The organism is Sphingobacterium sp. SGR-19, assembly GCF_011043555.1.
In the GTDB taxonomy this organism is placed as follows: domain Bacteria; phylum Bacteroidota; class Bacteroidia; order Sphingobacteriales; family Sphingobacteriaceae; genus Sphingobacterium.
Map to the genome: position 1 here is coordinate 445,580 of NZ_JAAKGS010000002.1, position 20,037 is coordinate 465,616.

A 20,037-nucleotide genomic window follows, 5' to 3' on the forward strand; every position below is an offset into this window, starting at 1 on the left:
CGCAATTAAGTTGCATATAAAAATGAATTTATTTAGGTTTGAGTATGCATATACTTACATGGACAATAGGAAGGGAGGAGATTGTTATCCTATCCATTTTGGTTATCATATTGGTTTTTTTCGGGATTGTTTTTAGTCGTTTGTTGAAGAGGAAGTAATGCGTACCTTTGCTAATAGAATAGAAAACTTGAAACTATGAGTACACAAAAAGGTCCTATTTCTCAATTTATAGAGAAAAACTACTTACATTTCAACGCAGCTGCTTTGGTAGATGCGGCTAAAGGATATGAGACCCACCTATTGGAAGGAGGAAAGATGTTAATCTCTTTGGGCGGTGCTATGAGTACAGCCGAATTAGGAATTTCACTGGCGGAAATGATCCGTCAAGATAAAGTCCATATTATTTCTTGTACTGGTGCGAATTTGGAAGAAGATGTAATGAATTTAGTCGCGCATTCCCATTATAAGCGTGTACCCAATTATCGTGATCTGACGCCGGAGCAAGAGCGTGAATTGTTAGACCAGCATTATAACCGCGTAACGGATACCTGTATTCCGGAAGAGGAAGCTTTTCGCCGTTTACAGAAGCATTTAGAAGATGTTTGGCATGCTGCTGAGGAAAAAGGCGAACGCTATCTGCCTCATGAGTTTCTATATCAAGTGGTGAATTCGGGTGTATTGGAACAATACTACGAAATTGATCCGAAGAACTCTTGGATTGTCGCCGCGGCGGAGAAAAACCTTCCTATCGTATGTCCGGGATGGGAGGATTCTACAACGGGAAATATCTTTGCTTCCAATGTAATTAAAGGTAATCTGAAAGCCAGCACAGTGAAGTCAGGTATTGAATATATGATCTATTTAACCGAATGGTATCGTGCTAATTCCGGTGGTAAAGGCGTAGGATTCTTCCAGATTGCTGGTGGTATATCCGGAGATTTTCCTATCTGTGTTGTACCGATGATGTACCAGGATCTAGAATGGGAAGATGTACCTTTTTGGGCTTACTTCTGTCAGATATCGGATTCAACGACTTCTTATGGTTCGTATTCAGGTGCGGTTCCCAATGAGAAAATTACTTGGGGTAAATTGGATATAGATACACCGAAGTTTGTAGTGGAGTCTGATGCTACTATTGTGGCGCCGTTGATTTTCTCTTATATTTTAGGACATTAATCTTTCTTCCCTCCCTCTCCCTATGAGTCATTTGAAAACAGACAACCCTGTTGCACTTCAAGCGTTAATGTCAGAAACTCTTTTCGTTTCCAAAAAGGAAGAAGTAGCTGTAGCTTCACGGTCAGGAAATGTCGTGGATGAGACCAAAGGAGGAGAGGGAGCAGAATTTATTTACCAAGGCGATAAATCTACGGGTATATTATTTATCTTACGTTATCCTGATTATCCTTATTTTTCACCACAAGCGGAAGAGGCTTTTGTGAAAACCTTAGGTGCGCTCCATCTGTCGTTTAAAAATGTAGCGGTCGTTAATTTGGCAAATCCGCACAATCCCAACGATTTTAAGCGGATTATGCAGTTTTTTGAACCGACCAAGATTACCTTGCTTGGTGTCGAACCCGTCTCGCTCAAGCTTCCCGACATTGCACACAACGCGTATATGAAAGGACGGGTGGCGACAGTCTTCAATACCTTCAGCTTTGAGGAGATGTTTGCTGATGTACAAAAGAAAAAAATGTTCTGGAACGAATTTAAGACGTTTATTAATTCGTAGGAACGAATTACGAAAAATGGAATTAGTTTTTGCAACAAACAACGCCCATAAGCTTGAAGAGGTTCAAGCGATTGTTGGGAATAGGTTTACTATAAAATCTTTAGCTGATATCGGTTGTTCGGATGATATTCCGGAAACCGGCGTGACCTTTGAAGAGAATGCCAAACAGAAAACAGACTATCTTTTCCATAAATACGGACTGGATTGTTTCGGCGATGATTCCGGATTGGAAATTGATGCGCTGAACGGAGAGCCTGGTGTTTATTCTGCCCGTTATTCCGGGTCGCGTGATATGGAAAGGAATATCGACTTGGTATTATCCAGATTGGGTGATAATCCGGGACGGACGGCATGTTTTCGAACGGTAATTTCGCTTTTTCTGAATAAACAACAATATTTCTTTGAGGGTGTTATTGAAGGACATATCATTCATGAGCGTAGGGGGGCGGGAGGTTTTGGTTACGATCCTATTTTTATTCCTGCAGGCTATGATAAAACATTTGCGGAAATGACCCCCGAAGAGAAAAATAAAATCAGCCATCGGGCTATTGCGGTAGGGAAATTAGCGGCGTTTTTGAAAGATAATGCTGATTAGGTATTTAGTTATTGCGTTATAAACCATAGATATACTTCCTCAAAGTATAATGTGAAGATGGGACATAAAGATAGCTTATTCGAAATTTCCGTTATTTTGCTGTACCTCTTGAACCTGTTGCTGCCTCTTTTTCCGGTTGCGCTGCTTCTGGTGCCGGTTTCTTCGGCTCGATTTCTGTTTCACTCGTCTCTACAGGAGACGCCGCTTCCTTTTCTTCTTCGGTTTGCTGAGGTGCTCCGTTTTCCGATTCGGTTTCTTCTTCCTTTCCTGAAGTTGATGAAGTTTCCTCGTCTGGATTTTCCACTATGTCATCCGGAATGCTAGGCGAGTTTCCGTCCGGAGCACCTCCTGGGGGTGCTTCTGGTTTCTCTATCTCCCGTTTCCGGTTCATCATGTCTTCTTTTGATTTCGGTCGATCTTGCGGTCGCCAAATGAATCCCGGTAACACCTCGTTTTCCTGCGTCACTTGTTTAAAGGGGTAAAGCTTTTGGTCTACTTTCCGTATCGTGATGTAGTCAATGATTTTTTTGCCCTCCATTTTGATTTTGATCCGCGCGCCACGATCGTGGAACATCTCCGTTATCCGATGGGTCTTATCATTGGTCGCAAACGTTAGGTTCTCCGCATTTCCATCTACGTAGAGCCGGTCAATAGAATTGTTGGCGAAGAAAGCGGTAATCTTACGTCCTTTGAGCTGATTAAATTTCACCGTATCTAACACTGCATTGACCATAAAGGCATTGTTGATCAGTAAAGCGTTGTCCATTCGCTGGTTTTGAATCTGCATATAGATCGTGTCGGACGAAATCTGCGATCCTTCTGCCCATATCATCGGGCGTCCCATAAAGCGGAACATGGAATCTGCCATGCCATAGTATACCGAATCGGCAACCGCCTGTAAATCGGATTTGAACAAGCGGACATTATAATACGCTTTAACAATCCGCGTTCGAGCGGTGTCTAGATAAGCGTCATCAGTGGTATCTTTGAAGGTGGTGTCTGGGGTTTGAGCGCTAGCTATCGCCTGATTGATGAGGCTGTCTGCCGTAGCTTCTTCCGGAATGACAGCTTGCTGTCGTAATACGGAGTCTTGTGCCATGCTTCGCGGAATATCTGCCCGGGCAGCCTCCTTGACAACTGCTGCTGGTTTAGTGGAGTTTATTGGAGTGACTTTTTTGATTCCTGTAGCCTTATCTATCGTTGATTTTTCTTCGATTCTTTTTGCCGCTGAAGCCTCTATACTATCTATTACCCCGTTAACAAAAATGCTATCTCTGGAGACGCTATCGATAGTGGTTTTAACAGAGTCGGACAGTTGCGTTAGACTATCCGTTTCTACGCCGTTGTCATTCGAGCCATAGTCATCCTCGTCGCCGTAATCGATATCCTCATCGGTCTCAATTTCTCCGCCACTCCGGTCTAGCTTGAAATCTAGTGCTTTATAATCCCGTAGCATAATCACGCGCGAATAGAGCGTGTCGGCCGTCATATACACGGAATCTACTTTGGCAGTATCTCGCGGAAGCTGCATCTGCGTAGAGTCTATATCCGTTATAATTTCTTGACCTGTCGGTATATCGTCTTCTTCTACCTGAATGATCTCTTCCTGCGATGTTTCACCTTCTCTCGCTTTTGCCTTTTCAGAATAGTCGGTTTTGACGGAATCTATGGGCGTGATAGCTGTGCTATCTGGGGGTGTAGAACTGGTAGAGTCATTTTCAACTACCATCGTGATCAGAGGTTTGTCGGTCATCGTAATAGATTCATCCGCCTGGTCGTATAAACCGTAACCGCCGTAGGCGTAGAATTTGTCCAAGGTATCGACAAATACAACATTTCGATAGGCTTTTCCTACACCTGTAGCCCTATCGTAGTAAAGACTGTCGCCCTTTAAGAAACGTGTTCCTTCTGTATATAAATTGTTTTTGGAGAAATTGGCTATGCCTGTCTCTGTATTATAATTGCCTTTTTCGGTATACAGATTTTCACCACTATTTCCTTTGATGTTTGTTGGTCCAAAGAAATACGTCATGCGCTGGTTTGAATTGTAACGCATGGTATCGGTATAAATTTTTACATCGGGCGTACGCACAACGACTTTATTTCGAAAATAGGCATCTTGTGTGTTTTCGAAATAATAAGCATTTCGCGAGGTAATGGTATCACCTTTGGAGACAATCCGTCCTCCTCCGGTATAATTACCTATTTTGTCACGCATCTTATAGATGAGATGATTTGTAGTTAAAACCGAATTGGCATCTACCATGCGGACGTTATTCGTTAACGTGGCAATCTGTGGAGCGGCATCATAATGCAAGCGGTCGGAGTAGATGATTGTTCCCGATGGTTGGGTGATAACGACGTTGCCGAAAGCCTCAAAGAACTGTCGACCAATTTCATCTTCGTAGATGATACCACTGTCTGCAGACAAGGTATTTCCTTTGTGTGCATAAACAGGTTGAATACTGCTGAATCCCTGTTGATCGATAATCGTGCTGTACCTCGAAGAGATAAGACGTAGCTCTTCCTGGGCAAATAGCGATGTGAGCCACACGAGGTTTAAAATAAGAGCAAAACAGTATTTCACGGAGGCAAAAATAGTTAATTAAATAGCAAAAATTTGTTAAAGCAAAATTTTTTCATCTTCTTTTTCCCCGCGAAAAAGAAGCAAAAAGCTCCCGCTTCGAATGTTTTACATTTTGGATCGTGCTAAGGATGAATTTGTACAGTTGTAAAACATTCGGATGCGACATTAGCGTTTAAGAATGGGATAATACAATTGCATGAACCCTCCTTTAACTTTTTAGGTCGCATCCAGATATTTGAGGTCTGTAGACGCCCATCCTTAGCACGGTCCCTTTTTCTCAAATATCTGAAGCGACGAGCTTTTTTGCATACTTTTTTTGCGGGAAAAAAAGTATAAAGAAAAACTTAACTTTGAACTATGGATTTGGTTCATCGTTTTCAACAATATATGCAAGAAACATTGGATGTTAGTGTGGACGATAAAGTCCTGCTGACAGTTAGTGGTGGACGAGATTCCATGTTAATGGCGCATCTTTTCATAGCATCTGGCTATTCTTGTGTCATAGCACATTGTAATTTCCATTTACGCGAAGTGGACGCTGACTTAGATGAGCAGCTGGTAAGCGTGTTTGCGGAACGAAATAAAGTTCCTTTCTTTGCTCGGCATTTCCAAACGAATGCCTACGCAAAGCAGTATGGTGTGTCCACCCAAATGGCGGCACGTGAACTGCGCTATGCTTGGTTTGAAGAACTGCGTATACAACAAGGTGTCGATTGGATTGCTGTCGCACAGCATCAAGATGACCATATCGAAACGGTGTTGCTTAATCTGACGAGAGGAACAGGTCTGCAGGGGCTACAGGGGATTCTTCCGAAAAGAGGAAATATAATTAGACCTTTACTCTTTTTGTCATCGGAAGAAATTACAACCCACGTAAAGGAATTGCAGATTCCATTTCGGGACGACCAATCTAATTTTTCTACAAAGTACGCACGAAATAAAGTGCGCTTGGAAATTATACCTAAGTTTCGGGAAATTAGTGCGGAATTTGACGATATCATGCGGGAGAATATTGTTCATTTTCAAGAAGCGTATGATTTGCTTCAATCGTTTGTTTTACCTATTCGAGAGGAACTGTTTATGTCAGAAGACAGTTTAATCCGCATTAAGAAATCAAAATTGCAACCCTATCTTCATCGGCTTCCTTTATTGTTTGAGCTGTTTAAACCTTATGATTTCTCTAAAAATGTTTTGGCAGATATGCGGGAACATTGGAATGGTGAATCGGGTAAAATATTCCACTCGCCGGAATATGAGTTATTGTTGGATAGGGACGATATTTGGCTGAAAGCAAAGGCAGAAAAACACTTCTCCGGTTCGGCTATAGAAATACAAACGAGTACTTCTTTTTTTTCTTTTGCAGATAAGCTATTCGAAATATCGATAGGAGGGAACACATCTATCTGCCCATCAGAAAATGTGCTACAGTTGGATTATGAAAAGCTGCAGTTTCCGCTGAAATTGCGGTTCTGGGAAGAGGGTGATTATTTTTATCCGCTCGGCATGGAAGGCAAAAGTAAAAAGGTAAGTGACTACTTCATCCAGAAGAAAATAGGACGGTATGCGAAGGTGACAATTCCTATATTAATCAATGGAAACGGCGATATCGTATGGATTGTTAACTATCGTGCAGATAATCGGTATAGGATAACGAAAAGTACAAAAAAAGTCTTTACTTTAGTTTGTAAATAAAAGCTATGAGCGGACATTATTTTTTTCAGGAAAAACAATATTTAGGACGGGATGCTACGTGGATTAGTGTACGGATGATATTGGCTCTATTTTGTTTTGTAGCGTATTATTTAAATATAGAAAATATGCCTTCGAGACAATTGTTTTTCATTGTCGGGACAGGTGTTATTGTCGTCTCCATCATAATGATTTACATGGTGCATTATAAAACGACAGTGGAGGGAAAGTTTTTGATCCTAAGTGGGCTGTGGTCGTCTAAATTAGTTAAAATAGACTTGTATAATATTGCTAAGGTAGAATTAAAACCATATAGTTCTTTTATTTTCAATAATCCGGTTTATAATTTGCATAAAGGGGGAAAAATCCGTTTTTATTCGGGAGGAAAAGATGCCGTATGGCTGACGGATAAAGAGGGATTGATATATATTATCGGTTCGCACAAAGCAGAAGAGTTAGCACGCGCTATTATGGAGGCTAAGCGAAAGCTAAATACTTAAATTTTGTTAACGGTTCTGATGCTGACATTCTGTTGACGGTAAAAAAAGAATTAATTTGCTAAATTTGATAAAAACGTAAAACGCATGGAACTACTTAAAATACTCGCTATATTTTTGCTTGTCTTTTATGGATTAAAATACTTATTTCGTCTCTTAATGCCTTTTGCATTGCGTAAAATGACGGAGCGTCTCATGAATAAAGCGCAACAGCAACAATCTACAGGGGGGGGACGCGGTACATATTATTATACGACCGGAGGAAATCCTTTTGATCAATTTAAGCAACAAACTCCACCAAAAAAAGAGGGGGAGGTACGTGTGGATTATGTACCACAGGATGATGCTAAATCAAAAAAAGGAACGCAAACTGCAGGGGAGTTTATTGATTTCGAGGAGGTTAAGTAGGCCGGATGTGGTTAAGGCAACTTTCAGTTTTCAATTTTAAGAACTATACCGAATCCTCTTTGGAGTTTTTGCCCCAGATAAATGCTTTTGCTGGAGCAAATGGTGCCGGGAAGACCAATTTACTTGATGCTATACACTATCTTGCCTTATGCAAGTCTTATTTTAATCCGATCGACTCACAGCATATCAAAAAGGGCTTCGACTGGTTTATCGTGCAAGGTGAATTTGAACGCGACGAAGTACCGGATGTTATTTCTTGTAGCTTAAAAAAAAATCAGAAAAAGCAATTTAAACGTAATAAAAAGGATTACCAACGTCTGGCGGATCATATTGGGTTATTTCCGTTGGTCATGATCTCTCCTAATGATACGATTATCGTGACGGAAGGAAGCGAAGAACGACGTAAATTCATGGATAATGTTATCTCCCAAACAGATAATCATTATTTAGATATACTTATCCAGTATAATAAGATTCTTTTGCAGCGCAATACGCTGCTTAAACAGGTGAAGGAAAAAGGCGTATTGGATCTGGGAGTATTGGAGATTTTGAACTTGCAGTTGAGCGAAGTAGGGGAGCGGATATTTGAAAGAAGAAAGCAGTTTATGAATGAATTTCTTCCCGAATTTGAACGATACTATGCATTCTTAACAGAAGGAGCAGAGGAGGTTTCGTTGGTTTACGAATCACCGTTAATGGGAACGGATTTCGAAACGTTGCTACGGAATAGCTTGGAAAAAGATCGCGTATTGGAGCGGACCTCGCAAGGGATTCATAAAGATGATTTGTTGTTTACGATCCATGATGATATGGCATTAAAAAAATTCGGTTCGCAAGGCCAGCAGAAATCTTTTTTGATTGCCTTAAAATTGGCACAATACAGTTTCCTTCGAAGCAAGAAAAAATATAAGCCGCTGTTATTATTAGATGATATTTTTGACAAGTTGGATGATAAGAGAACAAAAAAGCTTATGCAGCTTGTTTCAGAGGACGAGTTTGGACAGATTTTCATTACAGATACGGATGCGGAAAGAATAAAAGATATTTTTGTTGAAATAGCGCAACCAATTCGTATTTTTGAAGTGAAAGGGGGCACTATTGATGTATAAGAAGAAACAGGATGAAATCCCAACTAAAGATGATGTCGGCATCAAGGAGGCTATCGAGAAATGGATTGAAACTTATCGTCTACGCTCCAAATATGATGAATCATCGATAGTGAATGCTTGGCCCGATATTATCGGGAAAGCTATTGCTAACCGTACCCAGAAAATTTACATCCACGATAAAAAATTGTTTGTTAAGGTCGAGTCAGCGGTGATTAAGAATGAATTGGCATTGATGCGCCGTCAGATTATCGGCCGTGTGAACGAATATGTTGGACACGTTGTGGTAGAAGAGTTTGTAATCCTATAAATATTCTTCGAGATCACCTTTTCCTTCTCTTATTACGGCAAATTCTCCTGATGTAACATCGACAATCGTCGACGCGACATTGCCTCCATAACCACCGTCGATAACCAAATCAACAAGGTCTTGATATTTTTCATATATCAGTTCAGGATCAGTAGAATATTCGATGATATCATCTTCATCACGGATGGACGAAGTAACAATCGGATTGCCTAGTTCTTTGACAATTTCGCGGACGATATTGTTATCCGGAACGCGGATACCCACGGTTTTCTTTTTCGTGCTTAAGAGTTTGGGAACTTGACTGCTGGCATTGAAGATGAAAGTGAAAGGACCCGGTAGCGTTTTCTTTAATACACGAAATACAGCTGTGTCAAAGGGTTTGGTGTATTGCGAAATGTCGGTCAAATCATAACATATAAACGATAGATTGGACTTTTCTGGTTTAAGGCCTCTGATCTTGCATACGCGTTCAATGGCTTTCTGATTTGTAATATCACAGCCGATACCGTATACGGTGTCCGTAGGATATATAATGACACCACCTTTTTTGAGAACATCTACCGCCTGTTCGATAAATTTCGGATTCGGATTCTCTTCGTATATTCTTAAAAGCATGTGATATAATGATAAGAAGCTATAAAAATAAAACCGCTGAAAGTTAAAAAAGTTCAGCGGTTTTACCCTTTTATTAAAATTCCGCGTTTTTGGGAGTTCTTGGAAACGGAATAACGTCTCGTATATTGGTCATCCCGGTTACAAATAACACCAAGCGTTCAAAACCTACACCAAAACCTGAATGTGGAGCAGATCCGAAACGACGCGTGTCTAGGAACCAATCCATCTCTTCCTCGGGGATGCCGACTTCGGCCATACGGGTGAGCAGCTTGCCAAGATTTTCTTCCCGCTGTGAGCCACCTACCATTTCACCGATTCCTGGAAATAGGATATCCATTGCGCGTACCGTATGGCGACCTTGCGCATCAGGTTCATTCTGTTTCATGTAGAACGATTTGATTTCGCGCGGATAGTCCGTCAGAATTACCGGTTTCTTATAGTGTTTTTCTACCAAGTAGCGCTCGTGTTCCGATTGTAAATCCGCACCCCATTCATCGATAAGGTATTTGAATTGCTTCTTCTGATTGGGCTTGCTTCTTTTGAGGATTTCAATAGCCTCTGTATAAGTGACACGTTCAAAATCGTTTTCGATTACGAAGTTCAATTTTTCAATCAGCCCCATTTCAGAACGTTGGTTCTGAGGTTTTGATTTCTCTTCTTCCAATAGACGGCTGTTCAGTAGCTCAATTTCTTCCGGACAGGTATTTAGCGCATATTGAATGACGTATTTCAGCAAGTCCTCCGCTAAGTCCATATTATCTTCTAGCTCATAGAAAGCCATTTCGGGTTCAATCATCCAGAACTCGGCTAGATGGCGCGTTGTATTCGAGTTCTCTGCCCGGAAGGTAGGACCGAAAGTATAGATATTGCCCAATGCCATTGCCGCCAGCTCACCCTCTAATTGTCCGGATACCGTCAGGTTCGTCGGTTTACCGAAAAAATCTTCTTTAAAGTCTATTTCGCCCGATTCGGTACGAGGAGGATTATTTAAATCCAAGGTTGTTACCTGGAACATCTCGCCAGCACCCTCCGCGTCAGAACCAGTAATAATGGGCGTATGCATATACACGAAATCCCGTTCGTTGAAGAATTTATGCACGGCAAATGCTAGCGCGTTGCGCACTTTAAATATGGCGTTAAATGTACCCGTTCGAAAACGTAGGTGCGCTATTTCCCGTAAAAATTCCAAACTGTGCTTTTTCGGTTGTAATGGATATTTCTCTGGATCTGAATCGCCTAGGATAGTCAGTTCATTAACTTTAATCTCTACACGTTGCCCTTTCCCCAGAGATTCTACAAGTTGCCCTTTTACCCGTATTGCTGCACCCGTTGTTATCCGTTTCAATAAGGCTTCATTCGTATGCTCAAAATCTACAACAGCCTGTATATTGTTGATAGACGAACCGTCGTTGATCGCTATAAATTGATTGTTACGGAAAGTCCGTACCCAACCTTTGACAATGACTTCTTTACCGAATTCTTCTGTTTTTAATAACTCTTTTATACGTGTGTGTTCCATTTTAATAATAGTATTATTATACTCTCCTTTTTTCTTGATAAAAAAGGAGACAAAAAATCAAGACTGAATATGGTTCTGCTATTTTTCTTTGTCTATTCCTAAACAAAATAAAACTCGCTTCGCTCAAACATTATTTTGTTTTTAACGGAATAGCCGGCAGAAAAAATGGCCGCAGAACAATATAAGGTCATTTTAGTCCGCGTCATCACTTACCTTACTGATCGCATTTATTTACGCAGTACACACGGCCAGTTTGTCTTTCAGCACGCCATGCACCATCCCCATCTTAACCTCTAATGTCGCATCCGGATGTTTTACAACTGCACAAATTCATTCTTCGTACTATCCCAGATGTAAAACATCCGAAGCGACGATTTTTTCGTTCTTTTTTCTAAAAAAAGAACATAAAAAAATATTTTAATAAAAAAAACCGGTTTTCGAAAGGAAACCGGTTTTTTATAACATTGTCTTTATTATCCTTTCAGTACTTTCGTTACTAATTCTGCCGCTTCTTTCAACAAGATAGCAGAGTAAACTTGCAAGCCGGATTCATCAATTAATTTTTTGGCTTCTGCAGCGTTTGTACCTTGAAGACGAACGATGATAGGCACAGGGATGTTTCCAATTTCCTGGTATGCATCGATTACGCCTTGTGCAACGCGGTCACAACGAACGATACCACCAAAGATGTTGATCAAAATAGCTTTTACGTTAGGGTCTTTCAAAATAATATTAAAACCAGCTTTTACGGTTTCCGCATTTGCTGTACCACCTACGTCCAAGAAATTTGCTGGTTCACCGCCAGCAAGTTTAATGATGTCCATAGTCGCCATAGCCAATCCGGCACCGTTTACCATACAGCCTACATTACCATCCAGTTTTACATAATTCAAATTAGACTTTCCTGCTTCTACTTCCGTAGGATCTTCTTCTGCTAAGTCGCGCAAAGCAGCATAGTCTGTGTGACGGTATAGTGCGTTTTCGTCAAAATTGACTTTTGCGTCTACGGCGAGGATTTTATCATCTGATGTTTTCAATACAGGATTGATTTCGAACAATGATGCGTCAATAGAATCGTACGCTTTGTACAAAGCAGCGATGAATTTCACCATTTCTTTATGTGCAGCGCCTGAAAGACCTAGATTGAAAGCAATTTTACGTGCTTGGAAACCTTGTAAACCTGCCTTAGGGTCGATTTCTTCTTTGAAAATTAAGTGAGGAGTTTTTTCAGCAACTTCTTCAATGTCCATGCCGCCTTCGGTAGAGTACATGATGATGTTACGTCCTGTTGCCCGGTCTAATAAAACGGAAACATAAAATTCTTTGACTTCACTCTCTCCAGGGTAATATACATCCTGTGCAACCAAAACTTTACTTACTTTTTTCCCTTCGGGACCTGTTTGTGGAGTAACCAGCTGCATGCCGATGATATCTGTTGCACGTTGCAACACCTCATCGTGGTTTTTTGCCAATTTCACACCACCACCTTTACCGCGGCCGCCGGCATGGATTTGTGCTTTTACGACCACCCAGTCCGAGTTAAAATCTTGTTTTAATGTCTGTGCAGCCTCAACAGCCTGCTCAGGAGTTTCTGCAAGGATTCCTTCTTGAACTCTTACGCCAAAACTTTTAAGTATTTCTTTTGCTTGATATTCGTGAATGTTCATCTTAAAAAATTTGTCGTAAAATTATGGTTTTTAAATGGAAAGGGCAAGTAATTATTTTTTGTTTATTACCTTCGTATCATGATATTGGAAGCAAACCAGCTATATAAGTCTTTCGGTCAACTGCCGATTTTACGCGGTGTAGATCTTTTTGTGGAAAAAGGAGAGATTGTTTCTATTGTTGGCGCATCGGGTGCAGGCAAAAGTACATTGCTACATATTATCGGTACGCTCGACAGACCAGATAGTGGACAGATTGTCATTAACGGTACGGACGTAAGTGAACTGAGTGAAAAGAAAATGAGTTTATTTCGCAATAAACATATAGGTTTTGTATTCCAATTTCATCATCTACTACCGGAATTTACAGCGCTCGAAAATGTTTGTATTCCGGCATTTATCAGCCAGGTTGGGAAAAAAGAGGCAGAAAAACGCGGTATGGAACTTTTGGAAAGATTGGGAGTCCAGCATCGTGCCCAACATAAGCCATCGGAAATGTCCGGCGGTGAGCAGCAAAGAGTTTCGGTGGCGCGGGCATTAATCAATCAACCAGCACTAATCCTGGCCGATGAACCTTCCGGCAACCTCGACTCGGAGAATGCCGCTTCTTTGCACCAGTTGTTTTTTGAACTACGTGCCTCGCTTGGCCAGACCTTTATCATTGTTACGCACAATGAGGAGCTGGCGAATATCTCAGACCGTACGGTTCACATGCGCGATGGACAGATTCTTTGAAATAAATGATAGATAGTATTTTAATAACTTACGGTACACGGCCTTTTGCTCAGCGTGTCGGTAGACTATTGTCTTCACGTTACGAAGTGGCTTACGCTAGTTCGGAACCGTTTCCGGATATATTGCTAAAACAGCGTTATAATCGGATTCCGACAGGAGCAAACCCCACGTTCGCGCATGAAATATTAAAATTGTGTTTGGATAGTGGGTATCAGATGGTGCTTCCTTTGGGAAAAATGGAATGGCGACCACTAAATGAAGCTAGGGTATTACTGGAAGAGTATGGGATAGTCGTTCTATTGCCTTACGATCTGGAAGACCGTTTCATTCTCGAAAACCCATCTGGTAGCGTTCATGTGCTGAAATCAGGAAAAGATTTGCTGACAGATGAACAGTTATGTGATAGCCATTTTTCGGGCGTAGGCATGTTGTCTGACTCAGGTGAAGAACCTGTATGGTGTGTTATTGAATGATGGATAAAAATTTTGATAAGTCGGTTTATGTTTTTGAAATCGACGATGTACTATATCCTAAACGGGATTATTTGTTGCAGGTATATTATTTGTTTTCCAATTTTGTGGAATATACAGAAGGACGCCCTCTCGCAACGGAGATTGTACATTTTATGAAGCGAACTTTAGAAATAGCAGACGAAAGCGTCGTGTTGCCGAAAACGGTAGCGCACTTTGAATTAAGTGAGAAGTACCATGAAAATTTTGAAAGGCTGAAGGCCAATGCCCATTTGCCACTGAAGCTTATTTTAAAAGACAATATCAAAACATTATTGCTATCTTTATTCGAGAGGGGTAAGAAAGTTGGGATACTGACCGACGGAAACCCCGTAGAGCAACTGAATAAACTGAAACACATAGATTGGCAAGAATTAACCGAATTTTTACCGTCGTTAAAGGTGTTTTTTATACGCGAATTGGAGTTTCGTAGTATGGAGCCTATTGATTATCTTGTAGAGGAGTATAATGTACCGGCGGATGAAATACAAGTCATCGCGGGAAATGAATCAGGATTTTGATAGTTTGTTTTACTAATAAATACACATTGGCATGAAGAAAAAGCCTACAACGATAAAGGAAATTGCGCGTAAATTGAAAATATCACCCTCCACCGTTTCACGGGCGTTAAATGATCATCCGAGTATAGGCTTGGTCACGACTATGCGAGTAAAAAAGATTGCTGAAGAATTGAATTATGAACCTAACCAGACCGCTATTTTTTTTAAGCAACGGCGGACATTTACAATTGGTGTTGTTCTTCCCAGTCTTTCCGAGCCCTTCTTTTCCTCCGCGATAAGCGAAATCGAAAAGGTGGCAGGAGAACGCGACTATACGGTGCTCATGGGGCAATCACATGACGATGCGGAGCGCGAATTGAAGATTCTCCAAACGTTCAAGAAGCATCGGGTGGACGGAATCTTAATGTCCTTGGGGAAAAACACGGAAGATTTGAGTTTTGTCGAGATGTTGAACGACGCTGAAGTTCCTATTGTTTTTTTCGATTGTGTCCCAAAAATTGAAGGAGTGAATAAAGTATATAGTGATCTTTCTACGGGTATGCGTGAAGCAATCCAGGCATTTGCTTCGATAGGACATCAAAATATTGCACTGATCAATGGACCGGAAAATTTATTGGCGTCACAGGAGCGGGTAGAAGCCTATAAGGCAGCGTTGGAAAGTGAAGAACTAGAATACAATGAACGTTATGTCGTCCATACCGATTTGACGGAACAAGGAAATACCGAGGCAATAGACAAATTATTGGCTTTACCCCAGCGTCCATCGGCGATCGTGTCTTTTAATGATTTTGTCACATTGGATGTGATGAAATATGTGCGACAGAGGGGATTGGTACAAAAGAAAGATATTTTCTTTATCAGCTACGCAAACTATCCGCTCTGGAAATATATGGAAAATCCGCCGATGGGAAGTATAGAACAATACCCCGACCAACAAGCACGTAAAGCGGCTGAAATTCTATTTAAACATATTGGTGCCAATGACACTGAAGTAGCATTGGAAACAGTGGTTTTTGAATCAAAACTGGTACTAAAATAATAAGAGCGAGACACATGCCTCGCTCTTTATAATTATAAATGAATTACTTCATCGTAAGCGGCAGCCGCAGCTTCCATAATGGCTTCACTCATGGTTGGATGTGGATGAACGGCTTTGATCATTTCGTGCCCTGTGGTTTCCAGTTTTCTGGCAACAACGATTTCGGCAATCATCTCCGTCACATTGGCTCCAATCATGTGGGCTCCGAGAAGCTCGCCATATTTAGCATCAAAAATTAACTTGATAAATCCGTCTTTCGCTCCCGCTGCGGACGCTTTACCTGAAGCGGAGAACGGGAACTTACCTACTTTAAGTTCATATCCAGCGTCTTTAGCAGCTTTCTCGGTGTAACCGACGGAAGCAATTTCTGGCGAACAATAGGTACATCCAGGAATATTATTGTAATCAATAGGTTCGACATGTAGACCTTTAATTTTCTCTACACAAGTTATCCCCTCGGCAGAAGCAACGTGTGCTAAAGCCTGACCTTTTACGATATCACCGATGGCATAGACACCTTCTACGTTTGTTTTATAGAAATCGTCCACTACAATTCGGCCCTTATCCGTTTTTACGCCAACTTCTTCTAAGCCTAAGTTTTCGATATTTGGTGTGATACCTACAGCAGAAAGTACAACTTCTGCTTCGATAGTTTCCGTGCCTTTTGCTGTTTTAATGGAAACTTTCGATAGGTCACCTTTAGTATCTACGGATTGTACCTCGGATTTGACCATGATATCGATACCTGCTTTTTTAAGAGATTTTTCCAATTGCTTGGAAACTTCTTCATCTTCTACAGGTACAATTCTGTCCATAAATTCAACAATAGTCACTTTTGTGCCAACAGCGTTATAAAAATAGGCAAACTCCACACCAATAGCGCCAGACCCGACAACGACGAGTGATTTAGGTTGCTTAGGAAGGTTCATCGCTTGACGATAGCCGATGATCTTCTTGCCATCCTGAGGCAAGTTAGGTAATTCGCGCGAACGGGCACCTGTCGCCAGTATCGTATGTTTAGCAGTGTATTCTTTGGTCGAACCATCAGCACCTTTCACCTCTATCTTACCGCCTTTTTTAATTTTAGCCGTACCCATAATGACATCAACCTTGTTCTTTTTCATTAAGAACTGAATACCTTTGCTCATGCCATCAGCGACGCCACGGCTTCTCTTTACAATGGCAGAAAAGTCAGCTTCTCCACCTTGAACTTTGATTCCGTATTCTTCGGCGTGGTTTAAATATTCAAATACCTGTGCACTTTTCAATAAAGCTTTCGTCGGGATACAGCCCCAGTTTAAGCAGATGCCGCCTAATGCTTCGCGTTCCACAATGGCTGTTTTAAAGCCTAACTGAGATGCGCGGATGGCAGCAACATATCCTCCTGGACCACTACCGATTACTATGATGTCGTAGTTCATAATGTGTATTTGTTTTTAAGCGTATTTACCGTACAATGGGTATTCTGAGTACGCATTTAATTTAAATGTTTTGTAGTAAAAGACTTTGTTCGCATATGAACGTTCCAAAAATACATATTTTTTTCATCTTGTTCCATACAAATGCCATATTCTTGATCACATGTCAGCATTTGGTCAATAGATGATTAAAATACTTCGCTATTGGACTTTAGAACGTATGTTTGCGGAAACTTTTAATCGATCATTATGCTACGTATTTTTCAGCAAATTGCATTGTGGGAGGCTATCTCCACTGTTATACTTTTCTTCATCGCTATGCCCTTGAAATATCTGGCAGATATTCCGGAGGCCGTTCGTATTGCCGGCTCAATTCATGGTTTTTTAGTCGTACTGTTTGTTATTCTGCTGGTTATGTGCTGGAACGAATATAAATGGCCCGCTAGCCGCGTGGTAAAATACTTTTTGGCTTCCTTAATACCTATTGTATCCTTTTGGGTAGAGCGGGATGTTAAACGTCAGATTCACGCACAAAAGACGACCGATACACTTTAGCCTTATTGCTTGTCCGGAAAGGAGTCGATGCTCATGTAGGCATAAGTGATCTCTGTCTTTCCATGGGGTACAGGATTGCCGTCTTTGTCCAGATTGACGAATACAAGCTTGTCGATCGAAAGTATGGTTTTTCGGGTAATCTTGTTGCGCACTTCACACCGCATGGTGATGGATGTTGTGCCGAAATGTGTCGCCGTGATGCCCATTTCTATAATATCGCCCTGCTTAGCGGAACTTACAAAATTGATCTCGGAAATGTATTTCGTGACAACATGAGGATTGCCTAATTGTACAATTGCATAGATTACGGCCTCTTCATCTATCCAACTTAACAACCTCCCACCGAACAGAGAGCCATTGGGATTTAGATCTTCGGGTTTTATCCATTTTCTAGTGTGAAAATTCATAATGTCAATGATTAATTAAAAAAGGCAAGATAATCGATCTTGCCTTTTAATTATTTAAGCGTGAATTGCTCTATTTGCTGTCGCAGCCAATGCTGCTTCTTTTATTGCTTCCGTAAATGTCGGGTGCGCGTGGCATATTCTGCCGATATCCTCAGCCGACGCCCGGTACTCCATGGCGACAACGGCTTCCGCGATCATATCGGCTGCACGTGGGCCGATCATGTGTACACCTAATACCTCATCGGTTTCGGCATCCGCCAAAACTTTAATAAAACCGTCGGTATCTCCAGAAGCTTTAGCACGTCCAGATGCTTTAAAAGAAAACGAACCTGCTTTATATTTTACGCCTGTTTCTTTCAATTCTTCTTCCGTTTTTCCAACAGAAGCTACTTCAGGCCAAGTATATACCACCCCTGGGATGAGATTGTAGTCGATGTGCGGTTTTTGTCCAACAATTCGTTCAGCTACGTAAATACCTTCGTCTTCCGCCTTATGGGCAAGCATGGCACCTTTTATGACATCGCCGATTGCATAAATACCTTCCACGGATGTTTCCAGGTGCTCATTAACGGGAATTTTGTTTCCTCGTTCTTCGGTTTTGATTCCAATATTGTCTAACCCAAGGCCTTCTGTATAGGCAGTTCTTCCGACTGCAACAATACAGTAGTCACCCTCCAAGGAAACAGCCTCACCTTTTTGATTTTCCGCAGTTACCGTTACTTTTTTACCTTTCGCAGTAGCACCGGTCACTTTGTGACCTAAGAAAAATTCCATACCTAGATTTTTCTTTAGCACACGTTGTAGTTCCTTCCCTAAACCGGCGTCCATGGTGCCGATGATAGATTTAGCAAATTCCACAACCGATACCTTCGCGCCAAGTCGTGCATAAACAGACCCCAATTCTAAGCCAATTACACCACCGCCGATGACAATAAGATGCTTAGGCACTTCTTGAAGGTTTAAGGCTTCCGTAGAAGTGATGATCCTTTTTTTGTCAATTGGTAAAAATGGGAGCGTCGTAGGTTTTGAACCTGTGGCAATAATGACGTTTTTTGCTTTCAGCTCTTCCGTGCTGCCGTCTTTTTTAGTGACCTTAATCGTGTTTTTATCGATGAAAGACCCTACACCTTCGTAAGTGTCTATTTTGTTTTTCTTAAAAAGAAACGTAATACCGGCCGTATTTTGCGAGATAACCTCATTTTTACGCTCCATCATCTTTTTCACGTCGATTTGGAGGTTAGATAAACCTATTCCGTGTGCTTCAAAATTGTGTGCTGCATTGTGGTAATGCTCTGAGCTATCCAATAATGCTTTGGAAGGGATACAGCCTACATTTAAACAGGTTCCTCCAAAAGTGCTATATTTCTCGATTACAGCCGTTTTTAGTCCAAGCTGGGCACAGCGAATAGCGCCAACATATCCACCGGGGCCGCTTCCTATAACGATTACGTCGTATTGCATAAAAATAGTATTGTAGTTTTCGGCCTCAAAGTTAACGATTTAAATAAATTTAATTGTATTTAATGCGTAAAATAAAAAAGCGCTTATCCAAGATAAGCGCCTTTTGTAAAGCTGTTTTAAGAACTATCTTATTATTCAGCAACGATTTTACCTTGCATTACGCCGAAATGTCCTGGGAAACTACAAATGTAGGTATAAACACCCTTTTCCAAGGTAAACGTAATGGTATCTTCTTCCCCTGGTCCTAATAATCTTGTGTGTGCAACGACAGAGCTTAAAGATGTTTTAGGAATATAGTCATTATCAGCAGCAGCAACAGCTTCTCCGCCGAACGTAGCAACATCTACACCCGGAGCCAATACAACGAAGTTGTGCCCCATAGATTCTTTAGGTAATTCACCCACGTTTTTTAACGTCAGTTCAACTTCTTCACCAGCTTTCACACGTAAAAGCTCCTTGTCAAACTTCATTTGGTCGTTGCCTTCGACGACAAGTTTATTGGATAGTTCCACGTTTTCAATACCTGGAACAGTTTCTGTTGTTGCACTTCCCGAGCCAGTTGTGGTTGTTTCTTCTGTTGTAGTCGACGTGTTTTTATTTTCTGAACCACCGCAAGCCGCAAACGACAATGCGATCGCGATCGCTGGAAAAACAAATAATCTTTTCATTTTAA

Annotated in this window: 21 protein-coding genes; 13 read left to right on the top strand and 8 right to left on the bottom strand. The window is 41.2% G+C overall.

The window, feature by feature from the left end:
• Positions 1-195 precede the first annotated feature (195 nt).
• Genes G5B43_RS05485 through G5B43_RS05495 form a run of 3 tightly spaced genes read left to right on the top strand, consistent with a single transcriptional unit; the run spans position 196 to position 2,324 of the window.
• The gene (locus G5B43_RS05485) at positions 196-1,176 is read left to right on the top strand and encodes a deoxyhypusine synthase family protein (RefSeq protein WP_165293705.1); all 981 of its coding nucleotides are present in this window, start codon (positions 196-198) and stop codon (positions 1,174-1,176) included.
• 22 nt (positions 1,177-1,198) lie between these two features.
• Positions 1,199-1,729: a hypothetical protein gene (locus G5B43_RS05490; RefSeq protein WP_165293706.1), complete on the top strand. Its 531-nt coding sequence runs from the start codon at positions 1,199-1,201 to the stop codon at positions 1,727-1,729.
• Positions 1,730-1,745: 16 nt separating this feature from the next.
• The gene (locus G5B43_RS05495; protein WP_165293707.1) at positions 1,746-2,324 is read left to right on the top strand and encodes a non-canonical purine NTP diphosphatase; all 579 of its coding nucleotides are present in this window, start codon (positions 1,746-1,748) and stop codon (positions 2,322-2,324) included.
• A 91-nt stretch (positions 2,325-2,415) separates the two neighbouring features.
• On the opposite strand, the gene G5B43_RS05500 is transcribed toward G5B43_RS05495, so the two are convergent.
• A complete protein-coding gene (locus tag G5B43_RS05500) occupies positions 2,416-4,911 on the bottom strand; it encodes an OstA-like protein (RefSeq protein ID WP_317167471.1) in 2,496 nt (831 codons plus the stop codon).
• Between the two features lie 357 nt (positions 4,912-5,268).
• Between G5B43_RS05500 and tilS the strand changes: the two genes are divergently transcribed.
• The 5 genes from tilS (at position 5,269) to G5B43_RS05525 (ending at position 8,921) form a co-directional block, all read left to right on the top strand.
• Positions 5,269-6,603, top strand: coding sequence for a tRNA lysidine(34) synthetase TilS (tilS, locus tag G5B43_RS05505; protein ID WP_165293708.1), 1,335 nt, complete (start codon positions 5,269-5,271; stop codon positions 6,601-6,603).
• Positions 6,604-6,608: 5 nt separating this feature from the next.
• Positions 6,609-7,100, top strand: a complete 492-nt coding sequence (locus G5B43_RS05510; protein WP_165293709.1) for a hypothetical protein — start codon at positions 6,609-6,611, stop codon at positions 7,098-7,100.
• Between the two features lie 84 nt (positions 7,101-7,184).
• Positions 7,185-7,505, top strand: coding sequence for a DUF4834 family protein (locus G5B43_RS05515; protein WP_165293710.1), 321 nt, complete (start codon positions 7,185-7,187; stop codon positions 7,503-7,505).
• Positions 7,506-7,510: 5 nt separating this feature from the next.
• Positions 7,511-8,614 carry a DNA replication/repair protein RecF gene (recF, locus tag G5B43_RS05520; protein WP_165293711.1) on the top strand — a complete coding sequence of 368 codons (1,104 nt, stop codon included), beginning with the start codon at positions 7,511-7,513 and terminating at the stop codon, positions 8,612-8,614.
• Positions 8,607-8,921: a DUF721 domain-containing protein gene (locus tag G5B43_RS05525; protein WP_165293712.1), complete on the top strand. Its 315-nt coding sequence runs from the start codon at positions 8,607-8,609 to the stop codon at positions 8,919-8,921. Before recF ends, G5B43_RS05525 begins: the two co-directional genes overlap by 8 nt.
• Here the strand turns inward: G5B43_RS05525 and G5B43_RS05530 are convergent.
• The 3 genes from G5B43_RS05530 to sucC form a co-directional block, all read right to left on the bottom strand.
• Positions 8,916-9,536 (bottom strand): L-threonylcarbamoyladenylate synthase, encoded by a 621-nt coding sequence (locus tag G5B43_RS05530; RefSeq protein ID WP_165293713.1) that lies wholly within the window; start codon positions 9,534-9,536, stop codon positions 8,916-8,918. The two genes, G5B43_RS05525 and G5B43_RS05530, sit on opposite strands and share 6 nt — an antisense overlap.
• A gap of 73 nt (positions 9,537-9,609) precedes the next feature.
• Positions 9,610-11,055 carry an asparagine--tRNA ligase gene (gene asnS, locus G5B43_RS05535; RefSeq protein ID WP_206367252.1) on the bottom strand — a complete coding sequence of 482 codons (1,446 nt, stop codon included), beginning with the start codon at positions 11,053-11,055 and terminating at the stop codon, positions 9,610-9,612.
• A gap of 473 nt (positions 11,056-11,528) precedes the next feature.
• The gene (gene sucC, locus G5B43_RS05540; protein ID WP_165293714.1) at positions 11,529-12,722 is read right to left on the bottom strand and encodes an ADP-forming succinate--CoA ligase subunit beta; all 1,194 of its coding nucleotides are present in this window, start codon (positions 12,720-12,722) and stop codon (positions 11,529-11,531) included.
• A gap of 81 nt (positions 12,723-12,803) precedes the next feature.
• Between sucC and G5B43_RS05545 the strand changes: the two genes are divergently transcribed.
• From G5B43_RS05545 to G5B43_RS05560, 4 genes are read left to right on the top strand one after another with little or no spacing between them, the layout of a single operon-like run.
• Entirely contained in the window at positions 12,804-13,454 is a 651-nt protein-coding gene (locus tag G5B43_RS05545; RefSeq protein WP_410528480.1) for an ABC transporter ATP-binding protein, read from the top strand.
• A gap of 5 nt (positions 13,455-13,459) precedes the next feature.
• Positions 13,460-13,927 (top strand): hypothetical protein, encoded by a 468-nt coding sequence (locus tag G5B43_RS05550; RefSeq protein ID WP_165293716.1) that lies wholly within the window; start codon positions 13,460-13,462, stop codon positions 13,925-13,927.
• On the top strand, positions 13,924-14,484 hold the full coding sequence (locus G5B43_RS05555) for an HAD hydrolase-like protein (RefSeq protein WP_165293717.1): 561 nt from the start codon (positions 13,924-13,926) through the stop codon (positions 14,482-14,484). Before G5B43_RS05550 ends, G5B43_RS05555 begins: the two co-directional genes overlap by 4 nt.
• Positions 14,485-14,515: 31 nt before the next feature.
• Positions 14,516-15,523, top strand: coding sequence for a LacI family DNA-binding transcriptional regulator (locus tag G5B43_RS05560; RefSeq protein ID WP_165293718.1), 1,008 nt, complete (start codon positions 14,516-14,518; stop codon positions 15,521-15,523).
• Positions 15,524-15,555: 32 nt separating this feature from the next.
• On the opposite strand, the gene lpdA (G5B43_RS05565) is transcribed toward G5B43_RS05560, so the two are convergent.
• Positions 15,556-16,944, bottom strand: a complete 1,389-nt coding sequence (gene lpdA / locus G5B43_RS05565) for a dihydrolipoyl dehydrogenase (RefSeq protein WP_165293719.1) — start codon at positions 16,942-16,944, stop codon at positions 15,556-15,558.
• Between the two features lie 246 nt (positions 16,945-17,190).
• Here lpdA (G5B43_RS05565) and G5B43_RS05570 point away from each other — a divergent pair, with 246 nt between their 5' ends.
• Positions 17,191-17,496: a DUF3817 domain-containing protein gene (locus G5B43_RS05570; RefSeq protein WP_165293720.1), complete on the top strand. Its 306-nt coding sequence runs from the start codon at positions 17,191-17,193 to the stop codon at positions 17,494-17,496.
• Positions 17,497-17,498: 2 nt separating this feature from the next.
• Here G5B43_RS05570 and G5B43_RS05575 read toward each other — a convergent pair whose 3' ends face one another.
• The 3 genes from G5B43_RS05575 to G5B43_RS05585 form a co-directional block, all read right to left on the bottom strand.
• Positions 17,499-17,903, bottom strand: a complete 405-nt coding sequence (locus G5B43_RS05575; protein WP_165293721.1) for an acyl-CoA thioesterase — start codon at positions 17,901-17,903, stop codon at positions 17,499-17,501.
• A gap of 54 nt (positions 17,904-17,957) precedes the next feature.
• Positions 17,958-19,364, bottom strand: a complete 1,407-nt coding sequence (lpdA, locus tag G5B43_RS05580) for a dihydrolipoyl dehydrogenase (RefSeq protein ID WP_165293722.1) — start codon at positions 19,362-19,364, stop codon at positions 17,958-17,960.
• A 131-nt stretch (positions 19,365-19,495) separates the two neighbouring features.
• Positions 19,496-20,032, bottom strand: coding sequence for a plastocyanin/azurin family copper-binding protein (locus tag G5B43_RS05585; protein WP_165293723.1), 537 nt, complete (start codon positions 20,030-20,032; stop codon positions 19,496-19,498).
• Positions 20,033-20,037 lie beyond the last annotated feature (5 nt).

Coding starts and splice junctions, on each gene's coding strand:
- G5B43_RS05555 (WP_165293717.1), top strand. CDS start 13,924: ATGATGGATAAAAATTTTGATAAGTCGGTTTATGTTTTTGAAATCGAC.
- G5B43_RS05515 (WP_165293710.1), top strand. CDS start 7,185: ATGGAACTACTTAAAATACTCGCTATATTTTTGCTTGTCTTTTATGGA.
- tilS (WP_165293708.1), top strand. CDS start 5,269: ATGGATTTGGTTCATCGTTTTCAACAATATATGCAAGAAACATTGGAT.
- G5B43_RS05510 (WP_165293709.1), top strand. CDS start 6,609: ATGAGCGGACATTATTTTTTTCAGGAAAAACAATATTTAGGACGGGAT.
- G5B43_RS05490 (WP_165293706.1), top strand. CDS start 1,199: ATGAGTCATTTGAAAACAGACAACCCTGTTGCACTTCAAGCGTTAATG.
- G5B43_RS05585 (WP_165293723.1), bottom strand. CDS start 20,032: ATGAAAAGATTATTTGTTTTTCCAGCGATCGCGATCGCATTGTCGTTT.
- G5B43_RS05560 (WP_165293718.1), top strand. CDS start 14,516: ATGAAGAAAAAGCCTACAACGATAAAGGAAATTGCGCGTAAATTGAAA.
- recF (WP_165293711.1), top strand. CDS start 7,511: ATGTGGTTAAGGCAACTTTCAGTTTTCAATTTTAAGAACTATACCGAA.
- lpdA (WP_165293722.1), bottom strand. CDS start 19,364: ATGCAATACGACGTAATCGTTATAGGAAGCGGCCCCGGTGGATATGTT.
- G5B43_RS05570 (WP_165293720.1), top strand. CDS start 17,191: ATGCTACGTATTTTTCAGCAAATTGCATTGTGGGAGGCTATCTCCACT.
- G5B43_RS05485 (WP_165293705.1), top strand. CDS start 196: ATGAGTACACAAAAAGGTCCTATTTCTCAATTTATAGAGAAAAACTAC.
- G5B43_RS05530 (WP_165293713.1), bottom strand. CDS start 9,536: ATGCTTTTAAGAATATACGAAGAGAATCCGAATCCGAAATTTATCGAA.
- G5B43_RS05550 (WP_165293716.1), top strand. CDS start 13,460: ATGATAGATAGTATTTTAATAACTTACGGTACACGGCCTTTTGCTCAG.
- lpdA (WP_165293719.1), bottom strand. CDS start 16,944: ATGAACTACGACATCATAGTAATCGGTAGTGGTCCAGGAGGATATGTT.
- asnS (WP_206367252.1), bottom strand. CDS start 11,055: ATGGAACACACACGTATAAAAGAGTTATTAAAAACAGAAGAATTCGGT.
- G5B43_RS05525 (WP_165293712.1), top strand. CDS start 8,607: ATGTATAAGAAGAAACAGGATGAAATCCCAACTAAAGATGATGTCGGC.
- G5B43_RS05575 (WP_165293721.1), bottom strand. CDS start 17,903: ATGAATTTTCACACTAGAAAATGGATAAAACCCGAAGATCTAAATCCC.
- sucC (WP_165293714.1), bottom strand. CDS start 12,722: ATGAACATTCACGAATATCAAGCAAAAGAAATACTTAAAAGTTTTGGC.
- G5B43_RS05495 (WP_165293707.1), top strand. CDS start 1,746: ATGGAATTAGTTTTTGCAACAAACAACGCCCATAAGCTTGAAGAGGTT.